We start from the raw sequence: 14,897 nt of genomic DNA, 5'->3' as shown, positions 1-14,897 counted from the left end.
GGATATCGCCTCAGCCGACGGTGGTCACGGTCGCGGCGAGGTGCCGGGTCAGCCAGCCGGTGGTGGCCGTACGCGCCGCCTCCTGGTTGGCACGCGCCAGGAAGTCGTGCCCCTCGCCAGCGAGCACCAGGTGCCGGTGCGGCACGTCCCGAGCCGCCAACGCCTGCGCGACCTGCGTCGACTCGCCAGCCGGCACGTTTGTGTCGTTGGCGCCGTGGATCAGCAGCACCGGCACGTCCAGCCGGTCGATGTGGGTCAGCGGCGAGAGGTCACGCAGCAACTCCGCATCCCGCTCCGGATCGCCGTACTTGCTGACGGCGGCGGCGGCGATCCACGGCTCGGTGCCGGCGAAGAAGGTCCGAAAGTCGGAGATGCCGCACTCGGCGACCCCGGCGGCGAACAGCCCGGGGAAGTTCACCAGCACCGCCAAAACCAGGTAACCACCGTAGGAACGGCCCAGACAGCCGAGTTGGCCGGGCCGGGCGACGCCACTGTCGACGAGGAAGTCGGCGCAGGCAGCCACGTCGGCGATCGCACCGTAGCGGCCGGCCAGGTTGTCGGCGGCGACGAAGGAGCGGCCGAACCCGGATGATCCCCGGACATTGGGCGCGAAGACCGCGACGCCCTGCGCCACGAGGGCCTGGAACAGCGGGTTGTAGGCAGGACGTTCCTGCGCCTCCGGGCCACCGTGCAGACTGATCGCGGTCGGCCAGGGGCCCGGGCCGGACGGGCGGTAGAGCCAACCGGAGAGTGGCAGACCGTCGCGGGCGCGCAGGTCGACCAGTTGCGGCGCGACACCGCTGTCGCCCGTACGCGTGCCCGGCCGCAGCGGGCGCAGCGTCCCGGTCGGCGGATCGACCAGCCAGACCTCCCGGGGCTGCACCGGCCCCTGCGCGGTCAGGCAGAGCAGGTCACCGCCGGCGGCGAAGACCGCGTCGTCGAGCACCTCCCCGGGAGCGCCGACGGCCCGCTGCACGCCGTCGGCGAGGTCGAGCAGGCTCAGCTCGCTTCGCCCGCCGTAGGTGTTCCACAGCAGGGCGGCCCGGTGCCCGTCCGCGCTCGGCGTCACGTGCTCCAACTCGGCGTCGGGTCGCCAGGCGAGCCGGGTCGGCGGCTGCTCCGGTCGGCTCAGGTCGACCCGCACCAGCGCGGCGAGTTCCGAGAACGCGTCGGTGCGCGCCAGCACGCTCGTACCGTCCGGGCCGAACCAGCCCTGGTCGGTGCTGCCCCGGCCGGTGTCCGGGAGCAAGCGCCGACGGGCGCCGGTCGCCACGTCGAGCAGCTCCAGCCAGCGGGCGTTACGCGGGCCGCGGCGCAGCAGCGCGGCGCTGGCGTCCGGGGTCACGTCCAGGAGCGTGAGCAGGTCGCCCTCGGTGAGCACCCGCCGGTGCCCGGTGCCCGCGTCGATCAGGACGGCCCGACCCAGCTCGTCGGTTTCGGTGACCGCCAGGACCGCGCCGCCGCGCAGCCAGCCGGCCAACGCGGCGCTGCGCCGGCCGAACCCGGCGACCTGGCGGCGGCCCGAACCGTCCGGGCGCAGCACCCACAGCTCGGTGCGGGGCGCTCCACCGGGGGCGATGACGCACGCCAGCCACCGCCCGTCCGGGGACCAGCTCAGCGCGAGCACCGGCTCGTCGCCGGTGGGCAGCACGACGGCCTCGGCGGCGTCGACGTCGCGGACCCAGACGCCCGGGGTGCCGGCCCGGTCGGAGAGGAACGCCACCCGGCGGCCGTCCGGGGACGGCGCGGGCGCGAAGTCCTCGCCGGCCGGGAGCAACGACGGCGGCGCCGGGCGGTGTCCCGCGGGTCGGGCCCGCCGGATGCTACGCGGCGCCTCGGTCCGTACGCTCATCTAAACCCCGATCCGCTGCAACCAGAGCTCCAGCAGCCCGAGCTGCCAGAGCGCGTTGGAGCCCAGCGTGGTCCGCCGGGCGTTCGGCGCGTCCAGCAACTCCTCCAGGTAGTCCTTGCGGAACAGGCCCCGCTCGCGCGCCGGCTGGGCGGTCAGCGCGTCCCGGACGTCGTCGAGCAGCGGGCCGGAGAGGTGCCGGATGGCGGGCACCGGGAAGTAGCCCTTCGGCCGGTCGATCACCTCGTCCGGGACGATGCCCCGGCTCGCCGCCTTCAGCACGCCCTTGCCGCCCTGGGCCAGCTTCAACGCGGGTGGGCACGCCGCGGCCAGCTCGACCACCTCGTGGTCCAGGAACGGCACACGGGCCTCCAGCCCCCAGGCCATCGTCATGTTGTCGACCCGCTTGACCGGGTCGTCGACCAGCATCACCAGGCTGTCCTGGCGCAGCGCCGCGTCCAGCGCGGTGTCCGCGCCGGGCTCGCCGAAGTGGGCCGTCACGAATTCCAGGCTGGCATCGTGGTCGAGCATCCACTCGGGCGCCAGGTGACCGCCGAGCGCGTCGTGACGACGGTCGAAGAACACCCGGGCGTACGCCTCGACGGCGTCCGCCCGGGCCACGTTGGCCATCGGTGGGTACCAGTCGTAGCCGGCGAGGATCTCGTCGGCGCCCTGCCCGGACTGCACCACCGTGATCCGCTTCGAGACCTCCTCGGAGAGCAGGTGGAACGCGACGCAGTCGTGACTGACCATCGGCTCGCTCATCGCCGCGATGGCGTCGTGCACGGCCGGGACGAACCGACTCGCGCCGATGCGGATCTGCTGATGGTCGGTGTCGAAGTGGCGTGCCACCAGGTCGGAGTAGTGGAACTCGTCGCCGCTCTCCCCCGCCGCCGCCTCGAAACCGATGCTGAAGGTGGCCAGCCCGGTCTGGCCCTGCTCGGCCAGGAGGGCGACGATCAGGCTGGAGTCGAGACCGCCGGAGAGCAGCACCCCGACCGGCACGTCGGCGACCATTCGTCGGCGTACGGCGGTGCGCAACGCCGCCATGATCCGTTCCTGCCACTCGTCGGCGGACATCGGAGCGGCGGCGGCCCGGTTGAACTCCGGCCGCCAGTAGAGCGTGTCGGTGCTCCGGCCGTCCGCGGTGATCACCCGCACGGTGGCCGGTGGGAGCTTGCGGACCCCGGCGAGGATCGTGCGCGGCGGGGGCACCACCGAGTGGAAGCTCATGTAGTGGTGCAGCGCCACCGGGTCGAGGTCGGTGTCGACGTCGCCGGCGGCGAGCAACGCCGGCAGCGTGGAGGCGAAGCGGACCCGACCCGGCCCCTGCGCCAGGTAGAGCGGCTTGATGCCGAGTCGGTCGCGGGCCAGGACCAGGGTGTGCGTGGCCAGCTCGACCAGGGCGAACGCGAACATCCCGTAGAACCGTTCGACGCAGGCTGTCCCCCACCGGTGGTACGCCTTGAGGATCACCTCGGTGTCGGAGGTCGACCGGAAGGAGTAGCCGGCGGCGATCAGCTCGTCGCGCAGCTCCCGGTAGTTGTAGATGCAGCCGTTGAAGACCATGGCCAGGCCCAGCTCGGGGTCGACCATCGGCTGGGCGCCGGCGTCGGAGAGGTCGATGATGCGCAAACGGCGGTGCACCAGGGCCACCGGCCCCTGCTGCCACCGGCCCTCGCCGTCCGGGCCTCGGGAGGCCAGGACGGGCAGCATCCGCTCGACGGCGGCCAGGTCCGATGGCCCCCCGTCGAGGCGGAACTCACCTCCGATACCACACATGGCACCCAACTCCCATCGGCTCGGGACTGCTCGGGCCGCTGACCGGTCCAGGCTTGGCGGACCGCGTTGCGCCCCGATGACATGTAGGTCAAGCGTGGGTTACACCGGATTCTGCTCGGTTCCACCGAGCAGCCAGGTGTCCTTCGACCCACCGCCTCGCGAAGAGTTGACGATCATGCTGCCGGCCGGTGCCACCCGGGTCAGTGCGACCGGCGCGACCTCGGCCTTCTCGCCCAGGAACACGAAGGCCCGCAGGTCGACGTGGCGGGGAGCGAGAGCCGTACCGTCGAAGACCGGGTGGGTGGTGAGTGAGATCATTTCCTGCGCGATCCACCGGTGCGGGGCGGCGAGGATCTGCTCCCGGACGGCGTCCAACTCCTCCGCCTCGGCCCGAGGGCCGATCACCACCCGGTCGCCGCCGTACCCGTCGACCGGCTTGAGCACCAACTCGTCGAGCCGACCCAGCACCTCGACCCGCTGCTCGGGCAGCCCGCACAGGTACGTCGGCACGTCCCCCAGCAGCGGCTTCTCGCCCAGGTAGTACTCGATCAGCCGGGGCACGTACGCGTACAGCGCCTTGTCGTCGCCGACGCCGTTGCCCAGCGCGTTGGCCAGCGTGAGCCGCCCGGCGTGCACCGCGGCGAGCAGCGGCCAACCGAGCGGCACCCCGTCGGCACCCGGTGCGTGCAGCAACGCCTCCTCGTCCATCCGCAGGTAGATCACGTCGACCTGGCTGCGGCGGCCCTCCCGGACCAACCTGACGCGGCCGTCCTCCACCAGCAGGTCGCTGGTCTCGGTGAGCGGCACGCCCATCTCGTCGGCGAGCAGACGGTGCTCGAACCAGGCGGGGTCGCCCGAGCCGCCGCTGAGCACGACCACAGCGGGATCGTCGGCCGCGGCAGGCGCGGCGGCGACCAACGCCCGGTACAGCATCGCCGGCGTCTCGTCGGCGGGCAGCAGATCTGCGGGCACCGGCAGCTCCGGCAGCACCGCCCGGGTCAGGCGGCGGTTCTGCACCGCGTAGCCGATCCCGGAGGGCACCCGCAGGTTGTCCTCCAACACGTACCAGCCACCGTGCGGGTCCCGGACGAGGTCGGTCCCGGACACCTGGGCGCGGGTGCCGCGCCGGCCCATCAGCGCCCCGGTCGGGCGCAGCCCGGGTGAGGACTCCACCACCCACGCCGGCACCACGCCGTCGGCCACCACGGCCCGGTCGCCGTAGACGTCGCGCAGGAACGCGTCGAGGGCGCGGGCGCGTTGCACCAGGCCGGCGCGCAGGGTCCGCCAGTCGGCGGCGGGCACCACGCGGGGCACCAGGTCGACCGGGAAGAGACGGGTGCTCGCCTCGCCGGCCACGCTGAACGTCACACCCCGCGCACGCTGCTCCTCGTCCCGGTCGTGCTCGCGTTGACGCAGGGCACCGGCACCGAGTTGGCGCAGGGCGGCCAGCATGGGGCCGTACGCCGGCTCCGGCCCGGTCGGTCCGAAGACCTCGTCGCCGGCGTCGGCGTACGTGGGCAGCGCCGGCGGCACGGGTACGCCGGGCAGCGGCTCGCGGACCCGACCCCGGGTCTCGTCGAGCAGCAGGTCGACCACGTCGGCCAACCGGCCGCGACGCTCGTACGCCCGCCGCTGCCGCGCCGCGGAGCTGCCCCGCTCCAACGCGTACCGGGTCAGCTCACGGATCTGCTCCCAGTCGCCGGTCGCCTCCAGCTGCGGGCGCAGGTCGGTCACCAGGCGGCGGACCGCCTCGGCGGCCTGCACCGGTCGAGCCGACCGAGGCAGGTCGAGCAGGTCCCCCTCCAGCCCCGAGCGGGCTGCCCGCCACACGGCGGCGCGCAGCACCGGTGGGCGTACCGCCGTGCGCTCCACCCCCAGGCGCAACGCGGCGACCTCCCGCCGGACCAGCGCCCGGAACAGGCCGGTGAGCAGGACGATGGTCTCCACGTCGGCGTTGGCGTCGGTGATCCGTAGCTCCACAGTGGGCACGTGGGCCGACGGTCGCACATCGAAGTAGATCATGGCAGGGTCGGTGATCGTGCCGGAGGAGATCAGCTCGGCGACCAACGCCTCATGGTCCGCCGCGCTGGTCACCTCACCCGGGTCACCGGCGGTGGGCCAGCGCTGCCAGACCAGCGACCGGACGCTGGCGTAGCCGCTGTCCTGGCCCATCCAGTACGGCGAGCTGGTCGAGAGGGCGAGCAGCACCGGCAGCCACGGCTGGACCCGGCGGGTGACCGCCACCGCCAGATCCCGGTCGGACACCCCGACGTGCACCTGCGCGCCGCAGATCAACTGCTCCCGCGCGAGCATCTGATACTCGTCGAGCATCCGCCGGTAGCGGGAGGTGGGGGTGACGCTCGGGTCTCCGTCGGCGCGCAGCGGCACCGTACCGGCCGCCACGACGCCCAGCCCGGCCCGGTCGGCGACCTGGACGGCCAGCTGGCGCAGCCGGGACAGCTCGGCGCGGATCTCGTCCAGGGTCCGGCAGACCGCGGTGTTGGTCTCCACCACGCTGCGGTGCAGCTCGGCGGTGAACGAGTCGGCCGGCAGCCGGTCGAGCAGTTCACCGGCCCGGGGCACCAGCTCCCGGGTGTGCAGGTCGACGACGTGGAACTCCTCCTCCACCCCGATCGTGGCCAGATCCGCCGGGTCGCCGTCGTTGCGGGACACGACCGGATCGGTACGCGGTATCGGCAGTGTCCGGCCGTTGCCGGACCGGCCAATCGGCCCGTCGAACGTCGGCGCGTTCGTGGTGTTGTCGGCCATGGTCACCCCGGTTCGAGATATCGGTGGTCTTGGCTGTCCGACGAGCGTTCCCAGCGTTGGTGCCGGCCGTGTTTCCGATGAGTTAAGGTGGCGCGCTGTTCTGCGCCGGGGGTCGGATCCGGTCGAGAGCGATATACCGCAGAGGCATAGATATGACTCACAGGTATATCGCTCCGACGGGTGCGCCAGAGCCGCCGCGTCACCTCGCCGGGCCGCGACAACCGCACATGGCGGACCGACCGGGGCCGGCCCGGACGGGCCGACCCCCGGGACGGGTCAGGCCGCCGGACGTACCCGGTAGGCCAGGTGGGTGACGCCGGTGCCCTCGACGACGTTGATCGGCCCTTCCAGTTGCAGCGGCGCGATCTTCAGGTCCGCGAAGAGCGGGATGCCGGCGCCGAGCACAACGGGGACGAGGTCGACGTGCACCTCGTCGAGCAGGCCGGCCTCGACGACCTGGGCCGCGATGGTGCCACCGTTGACACCGACCTCCTTGTCACCGGCGAGCGCCTTCGCACGGTCGATGGCGCTCTCGATGCCGTCGGTGACGAAGACGAAGGAGTCACTCTCCGGCTCCCAGCCCTCCGGCACGCTGTGCGTGACGACGACGACGGGCAGGTCCATCGGATGCCGACCGCCCCACCCGCTGGTCATGTCGAAGAGCCGGCGGCCGACGACCAGCGCACCGGTCCGCTCGTTGAGATCGCGCAGATGCCGGGCGCTCGCGGCGGACGTCCGAAACGTCATGTCGGGATTGGCGGTCGGCGTTTCGACGTCACCGTTGTTGTACCACCGGAAGAGGTGTTCGAAGCCACCGTGGGACGCGTCCGCGATGTAGCCGTCCAACGACATCGTCGCCCCGGTCGTCACCTTCGTCATCGATCTGCTCCTTGGTTCGCCCGCTGGTGGGGCCGGGTGTGCCCGGCCCTCACTCCATGGTCGAAGCCGGTGGCGCCGCCCTCGACACGTCCGCCGATCTTTTTTGACGGCGCCGGTCAGCGCAGGGCGGACCCGCCTCACCCAGCCGAAGTTCTGAGGGGCCGGCGTAGACAACATCAACCCTGGTGGTACCCGACCCGACCCGCCGCACCAAACGCCCGCGGTGGTCGTAGCGTGGGCACATGCGAACCACCACGCTGGGCAGCGCAGGCCCCGAGGTCGGCGTTGTCGGCCTCGGCTGCATGGGCATGAGCCACGGATACGACATCACCGGCCCGCGCGACGACGACACGTCGATCTCCGTCATCCGACAGGCACTGGACCTGGGTGCCACCCTGATCGACACGTCGGACGTGTATGGGCCGTACACCAACGAGGAACTGGTCGGGCGGGCACTGGCCGACGGCCACCGGGAGCGGGCCGTTCTGGCGACGAAGGCCGGTCTGGTGGCCACCTCCCCCACCGGTGGGCCCGGCAACTCACCGAAGATCGGCAACAACGGCCGGCCGGAGCACATCCGCGCGGCGATCGACGACAGCCTGCGCCGGCTCGGCACCGACCACGTCGACCTCTACCAACTGCACCGCGTCGACCCGGAGGTGCCCATCGAGGAGTCCTGGGGTGCGATGGCGGAGGTGGTGACCGCGGGCAAGGCGCGGCAGATCGGCCTGTCCGAGGTGACGGTGGCCCAGATCCAGCGGGCCCAGGCGGTGCACCCGGTGGCGTCGGTGCAGTCCGAGTTGTCGCTGTGGACCCGCGACCCGCTGGCCGAGGTGCTGCCGTACTGCCTCCAGCAGGGCATCGCCTTCCTGCCGTTCTCCCCGCTCGGTCGCGGTTTCCTCGCCGGCCGGTTCACCTCGTTCGACGATCTGCCCGCCGACGACTTCCGCCGTGGCCTGCCGCGTTTCCAGCAGGACGCGTTGCGCGCCAACCTCGCCATCGTCGCCCGGGTCCGGGAGATCGCCGACCGGGCTGGCGTCAGCCCCGCGCAGGTCGCGCTCGCGTGGGTGGTCGCCCAGGGTGACCAGGTCATTCCAATCCCCGGCACCAAGACCCCGAAGTACCTGGTGGACAACTGCGCCGCCGGCGACGTGCGGCTCAGCGCCGAGGACCTGGCCGACCTCGACGCGCTGCCCGCGCCCGAGGGCGGCCGTTACTGACGCGGCACCGACCGGGAACGGTCACCAGGCCGTTCCCGGCCGGTCGGGCCGACGCACCGGGCGGGCATGCCGGTCGCGGGCGACCGCCGGCGCATGTCCTCAGGTCGCCCACGCTACGACCGACGCCACTTTCCGCCAGCCGTCGTCGGTGCCGGCGATCACCGTGGTGCTGGCCCGGACGGGCGGCACATTCACCCGTCGTAGGCTGGTGCGGGCGGCACCACCGAGCAAAACGCCCCAAAAGGTACAGGTAGACCGCCCGGGACGATAGGGAGGACGCACACGTGACGCAGAGTGACGCGGAGCTGGTCGTGCTCGCACAGGCGGGAGACGCCGCCGCGCTCGGTGCGTTGCTGGCCCGTCACGAGGCCGCGATGCGAGCCGTCGCGCTGAGCGTCCTCGGTTACGGACCCGACGCCGAGGATGCGGTGCAGGACGCGATGGTGGTGGCGTTACGCCGCATCCGCGAGGTCCGCGACCCGGCCGCCGTCGGCCCGTGGTTGCGGGCCATCGTCCGCAACAACAGTCGGATGACGTTACGCGGGCCCCGAGCCGTGCCGGTCGCCGAGCCGGAGTGGTTCGCTGGCCCCGCCGACACGCCAACCCCCGAGGAGGCACTGGACCAGGGCGCGATGCGCGACTGGGTGTGGCACGCGATCGGGCAACTCTCCGAAACCGACCGGCTGGTCACCCTGCTGCGGCACTTCAGCGACGCGTCCTCGTACGAGCAGATCGCGGCCGTTTGCGGCGTGCCGGTCGGTACCGTCCGCAGCCGCCTCAGCCACGCCCGCCGTGCGCTCACCGACGGCCTGCGGGCGGCGGCGAGCGCGGCGCACACCGACATCACCGCGACGAACGACTCACGCTGGCGTGAGGGGCGCGACATGATCTCCACGGCGATGAACGGCGACTTCGACCGGGTGGTCGGCGAGAGCTGGTGGCCGGACGCCGAGATGGTCGTGCCGGGCGGCCTGCGCGGCGGCCGTGATCTGGCTGTCAATGGCATGAACTTCGACCTGACGGTCGGGGTACGCCAGCGGCTGCGCAACGTCGTGGCCAGCGGCGACGTGCTGATCTGGGAAACCGACCTGATCAGCCCACCCGACGACCCGGAGCACTGCCCACCAGGGGCGCTGTGGTTGCAGGTGCTGCGCGAGGGCCGGGTGCGCCAACTCACCCTCTTCCACCCCGTCGCGGCGCGGGCGATCCGCCTGCCATCCCTGGTCTGAGAAAAACTTTTCGGAACGAGCGAACTTTCTCCCCGACCCACGCATCTGGTTCGCGTCATGCACCAGTCGCCGTGTCGGCACACGCCCCGCGGGTCTCGGATCGGGAGATAGTTCATGGGTTCCACCAGCCACGACGTCAGCGCCCTCGCACCGGGCGCCCACTCGTTCCTCGTCGACGGCGTTCGGCAGGTCTACCACGTCGCCGGCAGCGGTCCGGTGTGCGTGGCGCACTCCGGCGGCCCTGGCATCGAGTGGGCGTACCTGCGGACGCCCAGCCTGGAAGAGCACTTCACGATGGTGTACGTCGAGCCGGTCGGTACGGGCGCCTCGGGGCAGCTCGACAACCCCGGCGACTACCGTCTCGACACGTATGTCCGGTTCCTCGACGCCGTCGTCCAGCACCTCGACGCACCCCGGGTGTACCTGCTCGGGCACTCGCACGGCGGTTTCGTCATCCAGAGTTACGCCCTCGCCCACCCGGACCGGGTCGCCGGACTCGCCCTGTACGACACCTCGCCCGTCACCGGCGGCGAGTTCTGGGCCGAGGCGATGGCCGCGCTCACCGCGTACCCGCAGCGGCACCCGGACCGGCCGGAGGCGGCGGCGGTCCCGGCTGCCTTCGGGCAGATCGGTGCTGCCACCGACGACGAGTCGTTGGCTGTCGCCCTGCGCGCCGCGCTTCCGGTCTACTTCGCGGACTTCTGGGGCCGGCAGGACGAATTCGCACCGTTCCAGGCCGCTGTCCGGATCTCGTTGACGCCGGCGAGCGCCCAGGACCCGACGCCCTTCGACGTGCGGGAGAACCTGGCTGAGATCACCGTGCCGGCCGTGGTGATCGTCGGGGCGTACGACTTCATCTGCCCCCCGCACCGCGCCGAGGAACTGCACGCGGGCCTCAAGGACTCGCGGCTGGTGCTGCTGGAGAACAGCGGGCACTTCGGGCACATCGAGCAGCCGGCGGAGTTCACCCAGGCCGTGGTGGAGCTGCTGCGGCGCTGACACCTCGCCCGGCACCGTGGCCCGAGGTCCGTTCGTCACAGCGGGCAGGCCTCGGGATGCGGCAGCGTTGGACAGCCATAGGGTTGATCCATTGCCGCACTGTGACGAAGAGGAGACCGCCGTGAGCCAGACCGAACGGATGGATTCCGTCGACGAGTGGAACGTGGCCGAGGATGACGGAGTCCTGGACGCGTCCGACACGCTGGACGACGACCGGGTCGGTGACCCACTCGACACCGGCATCATCGCCGAGGACCACTGGACAGCGGCGAACCGGTTCGGCACCACGCCGGCCGAGGAACGGGCGGGCGAGTCCTTGGAGCAGCACCTCGCCCAGGAGGTGCCCGACGTCGACCCGTACGCCGAGGGTGGCGACGACGAGGACGAACTGACCCGCCGGGGGTACGAGGCCGAGGCACGCGCGGGCCGTCTCGTCGCCTACGACGAGGGCGTTCGTGAGGATGACGAGGCCGAGTCGGTGGCGTGGGACGCCGGGATCGACGCGGGTGCCGCCAGCGCGGAGGAGGCGGCGGTTCACGTGGTCGAAGACCCGGACGGCTCCGGCGACGGCCCGTTGCGCTGACGCCGTACCCGCCGCGCTCGGCACCTCGCGGGGTGCCGAGCGCGGCGGGATCGGTCAGTGGATGACGACGGGCGTCTTGACCTGCTCGCCCTGCACGTCGTCGAGCTGCGCCGGCTGACGTCGGCGCGGCAGCAGGGCCGCCGGGACGAGCGTGAGCACGACCAGCGCGAACGCGACCCAGAACGTGGTGGCGAACGACTTCGCGGCGAAGTCGAGCCCGCGTTCGATGAGCGACGGGTCCACCGGCATTTGCTGGAGCAACTCCGGCCGTTGCTGGGAGGCGATCGCCAACCCGGCCTCGGTGATCGGCTTGCCGCTCTCGTCCACCAGGCCGGGGATCGGCCGGGAACCGTTCAGCTCGTTGGTGAGGATCACCGACATGACGGCGGCACCGACCGAGCCGCCGATCTGCTGAAGGATGTTGACAAGCGTCGAGCCGCGCGCCACGTCGTTGGCCGACAACGTCCGCAGCGCCGACGTCATGATCGGCATCATCGTGCCGCCCATGCCCAGGCCCATCACGAACAGCGAGCCCTCGATCAGCAGGTACGAGGTCTGCGGGTCGACCTGGGTGAAGCTGAAGAACCCGACGACGATGAGCGCCAGCGCGAACGGGACGGTCCGCCCGATCGGCACCCGGTCGGCCAGAACGCCGGCGATCGGCATGGTGAGCAACGCGCCGATGCCCTGCGGGGCCATCAGCAGACCGGCGGTCAGCGTCGTCTCGCCACGCACCTGCAGGAAGTAGCTCGGGAACAGCAGGCCGGCGCCCATGAACGCGATGATGAACACGAACAGCGTCACCGACGCGATGGTCAGGCTGCGGTTGCGGAACAGCCGCAGGTCGAGCAGCGGGTGCCGGGGCTTGAACGAGTAGAGCACGAACGCCACGACCAGCGCGCCGCCGACCAGCATCGGAGCCCACACCTTGGTCGCGGCGAAGGTGCCCGCCTCCGGCAGCGACGACACGCCGTAGAGGAAGAGGGCCAGGCCCGGCGAGAGCATCAGCATGCCGACGAAGTCGAACGACTCGGACGGCTCGGGGGCGTCCTTCGGCAGCGCCATCTGTGCGTAGATCAGGGCGACGACGCCGATCGGCAGGTTGATCAGGAAGATCCAGTGCCAGCTCGCGGTGTCGATCAACCAGCCGCCGAGGATCGGGCCGCCGATCGGCCCGAGCAGCATCGGGATGCCGAGGACGGCCATCAGCCGACCGATCCGGTGCGGGCCGGCCGCGCGGGTCATGATGGTCATGCCCAGCGGCATGAGCATGCCGCCGCCGAGGCCCTGTAGGACGCGGTAGCCGATCAGCTCGCCGATCGTGTCGGCCGTGGCGCAGAGCCCCGACCCGATCGTGAACAGGGCCAGCGCCACCATGTAGAGCCGTTTGGTGCCGAACCGGTCCGCCGCCCACCCGCTCAGCGGGATCACGGTGGCGAGCGCGAGGGTGTAGGCGGTCATCGTCCACGCGACACGGGCGTAGGACGCGTCGAACTCACTCTGGAATTTGGGCAGCGCCACGCTGACCACCGTCACGTCGAGGATCGACATGATCGCACCAAGGACGACGACACCCGCCACCTTGAGCACCGCGGCGTCGAGCTTGTCCGATGTCGCGACGGATTGCTGTGTCACAAACTCTCCTGAAGTCGATTGATCCGGCCGAGGGTGGGCGGTGGCGGCAATGCCGCGCCTACCGGGCGCGGGCACGACGTGCCGAGGCAACGACGCGCGGAGGCAGACTAACTGCCAGTTGTGACGTTCTGCCGCCGGTTTTCGTGACCACTCGGCCACGTATCCGAACGGCCGTCCTATTGCACCCGGTCGTCGGGGTGGCGATCAGCCAGCAGCGCAGTTATAGACGGATCGCGGTCCGGATCAGCCCGGCGAGGGCCAGGGATCGGCTGTGCGGCGGCCACGCGATCACCGTCGTGACGGTTGGCGCGTCCACCACCGGCACAGCGGCGAGATCGCGGCGCAGGTCGGCCCGGCACGACTCGGGCAGGACCGCCGACGCCCGGCCGAGCGCGATCAGCTGGTACAGCTGCGCGTTGTCCCGTATCTGCGGTCCGGGTCCATCCGGGTACGTGCCGTCCGGGCCGGGGCGGCGCGGCGGCGGCAGGCCGGGCAGCGCGGCGACGTCGGCCATCCGCACCTGGGCCTGGGCGGTGAGGGGGTGCCCGGCCGGCAGGACCACCACCTGCCCCTCCGTGCGCAACTCCTCGCTGTCCAGTCCGACCGTCGAATCGAACGGCCGGTGCAGCAGCGCCACGTCCGCCCGCCCGTCGCGCAACAGTCGCTCCTGCTCGCCGACCCCGCACAGCAGCACGTCGACGGGGACCGCGCCGGGCTCGGAGGCGTACGCGTCAAGCAGCTTCGACAGCAACTCGCCGGACGCTCCAGCCTTCGTGACGAGGACCAGGCCGGGTTGGCCCGCCCCGGCGAGGGCGGCGCGGCGGGTACGACGTTCGGCGGCCTCGACCGCGTCGAGGGCCGCCCGACCCTCGACCAGGAGCACCGAGCCGGCCTCGGTCAATGCGACGGCGCGGCTGGTGCGTTCGAGCAGCGCCACCCCGAGCCGCCGTTCCAACTGCGCGATCGCCCGCGACAGCGGCGGCTGCGCGATCCCGAGCCGCTGCGCCGCGCGCCCGAAGTGCAACTCCTCGGCGACGGCCACGAAGTACCGCAGCTCACGCGTCTCCATGCCCCAACGGTACCGGCGGCACGACCCGCCCCGCCCCGGTGCACACCTGCGGCGGGGCCTCGATGGATACCCGCAAGGTATCGGTGCCCACCCAGACGGTGTTGGCGGCCCGCTGCGGCGCGGACAGGATCGGATGCATGAGCCAAACGACAATCGCGCTGGTCACCGGCGCGAACAAGGGAATCGGGTACGAGATCGCGGCCGGCCTGGGCGCCCTCGGATGGAGCGTCGGGGTCGGTGCGCGGGACGACGCGCGCCGGGAAGCCGCGGTGGAGAAGTTGCGCGCGGCCGGCGTCGACGCGTTCGGTGTGCCGCTGGACGTGACCGACGACACGAGCGTGACCGCCGCCGTCCGGCTGGTCGAGGAGCGTGCCGGCGGTCTCGACGTGCTCGTCAACAACGCCGCCGTGACCGGCGGTATGCCGCAGGAGCCGACCACGGTCGACCTCGCGGCCGTACGGACGGCGGTGGAGACCAACGTGATCGGCGTCATCCGCGTCACCAACGCCATGCTGCCCCTGCTGCGCCGCTCGGCGTCACCGCGGATCGTCAACATGTCCAGCGGTGTCGGCTCCCTCACCCGGCAGACCGCCTCCACCGACGAGCGCACGACGGGCCCGCTGTCCGTCGCGTACGCGCCATCGAAGACGTTCCTCAACGCCGTCACCATCCAGTACGCCAAGGAGCTGCGCGACACGAACATCCTGATCAACGCCGCCTGCCCCGGCTTCGTCGCGACCGACCTCAACGGCTTCCGCGGCGTCCGTACCCCACAACAGGGCGCGGCGATCGCGGTCCGACTCGCGACCCTGCCCAACGACGGGCCCACCGGCGGGTTCTTCGAGGACGCCGGTGTGGTGCCCTGGTGATCAACGGGCCGCGC

11 protein-coding genes are annotated in these 14,897 nt (G+C 71.8%); 5 read left to right on the top strand and 6 right to left on the bottom strand.

Going from position 1 to position 14,897, the window contains the following annotated elements; translation table 11 throughout:
* Positions 1–10 precede the first annotated feature (10 nt).
* From C7C45_RS12935 to C7C45_RS12920, 4 genes are all read right to left on the bottom strand, one after another.
* Positions 11–1,852 (bottom strand): S9 family peptidase, encoded by a 1,842-nt coding sequence (locus tag C7C45_RS12935; protein WP_110563895.1) that lies wholly within the window; start codon positions 1,850–1,852, stop codon positions 11–13.
* The gene (locus C7C45_RS12930; protein ID WP_110563894.1) at positions 1,853–3,631 is read right to left on the bottom strand and encodes an N-acetylglutaminylglutamine amidotransferase; all 1,779 of its coding nucleotides are present in this window, start codon (positions 3,629–3,631) and stop codon (positions 1,853–1,855) included.
* Positions 3,632–3,730: 99 nt separating this feature from the next.
* Positions 3,731–6,400 (bottom strand): carboxylate--amine ligase/circularly permuted type 2 ATP-grasp protein, encoded by a 2,670-nt coding sequence (locus C7C45_RS12925; protein WP_208641154.1) that lies wholly within the window; start codon positions 6,398–6,400, stop codon positions 3,731–3,733.
* 276 nt (positions 6,401–6,676) lie between these two features.
* Positions 6,677–7,279: a dihydrofolate reductase family protein gene (locus C7C45_RS12920; protein WP_110563893.1), complete on the bottom strand. Its 603-nt coding sequence runs from the start codon at positions 7,277–7,279 to the stop codon at positions 6,677–6,679.
* A 242-nt stretch (positions 7,280–7,521) separates the two neighbouring features.
* On the opposite strand from C7C45_RS12920, the gene C7C45_RS12915 reads away from it, so the two are divergent.
* From C7C45_RS12915 to C7C45_RS12900, 4 genes are all read left to right on the top strand, one after another.
* Positions 7,522–8,499 (top strand): aldo/keto reductase, encoded by a 978-nt coding sequence (locus C7C45_RS12915; protein WP_110563892.1) that lies wholly within the window; start codon positions 7,522–7,524, stop codon positions 8,497–8,499.
* A gap of 284 nt (positions 8,500–8,783) precedes the next feature.
* Positions 8,784–9,728 carry an RNA polymerase sigma factor gene (locus C7C45_RS12910; RefSeq protein ID WP_110563891.1) on the top strand — a complete coding sequence of 315 codons (945 nt, stop codon included), beginning with the start codon at positions 8,784–8,786 and terminating at the stop codon, positions 9,726–9,728.
* Between the two features lie 114 nt (positions 9,729–9,842).
* Positions 9,843–10,727: an alpha/beta fold hydrolase gene (locus C7C45_RS12905; RefSeq protein WP_110563890.1), complete on the top strand. Its 885-nt coding sequence runs from the start codon at positions 9,843–9,845 to the stop codon at positions 10,725–10,727.
* A 121-nt stretch (positions 10,728–10,848) separates the two neighbouring features.
* Positions 10,849–11,310 carry a DUF5709 domain-containing protein gene (locus C7C45_RS12900; protein ID WP_110563889.1) on the top strand — a complete coding sequence of 154 codons (462 nt, stop codon included), beginning with the start codon at positions 10,849–10,851 and terminating at the stop codon, positions 11,308–11,310.
* A 54-nt stretch (positions 11,311–11,364) separates the two neighbouring features.
* Here C7C45_RS12900 and C7C45_RS12895 read toward each other — a convergent pair whose 3' ends face one another.
* Together C7C45_RS12895 and C7C45_RS12890 are read right to left on the bottom strand one after the other, a co-directional pair.
* Positions 11,365–12,945, bottom strand: coding sequence for a DHA2 family efflux MFS transporter permease subunit (locus C7C45_RS12895; RefSeq protein WP_110563888.1), 1,581 nt, complete (start codon positions 12,943–12,945; stop codon positions 11,365–11,367).
* A gap of 220 nt (positions 12,946–13,165) precedes the next feature.
* The gene (locus tag C7C45_RS12890; protein ID WP_110563887.1) at positions 13,166–14,014 is read right to left on the bottom strand and encodes a LysR family transcriptional regulator; all 849 of its coding nucleotides are present in this window, start codon (positions 14,012–14,014) and stop codon (positions 13,166–13,168) included.
* 137 nt (positions 14,015–14,151) lie between these two features.
* Between C7C45_RS12890 and C7C45_RS12885 the strand changes: the two genes are divergently transcribed.
* Complete coding sequence (locus C7C45_RS12885) at positions 14,152–14,883, top strand: SDR family oxidoreductase (protein WP_110563886.1); 732 nt, start codon at positions 14,152–14,154, stop codon at positions 14,881–14,883.
* The last annotated feature ends 14 nt before the right edge of the window (positions 14,884–14,897 follow it).

Source organism: Micromonospora arborensis, from assembly GCF_003205615.1.
Classification (GTDB): Bacteria; Actinomycetota; Actinomycetes; order Mycobacteriales; family Micromonosporaceae; genus Micromonospora; species Micromonospora arborensis.
The sequence above is the reverse complement of the archived record's forward strand: the minus strand, read 5'-3'. Positions and strand labels throughout refer to the sequence as shown.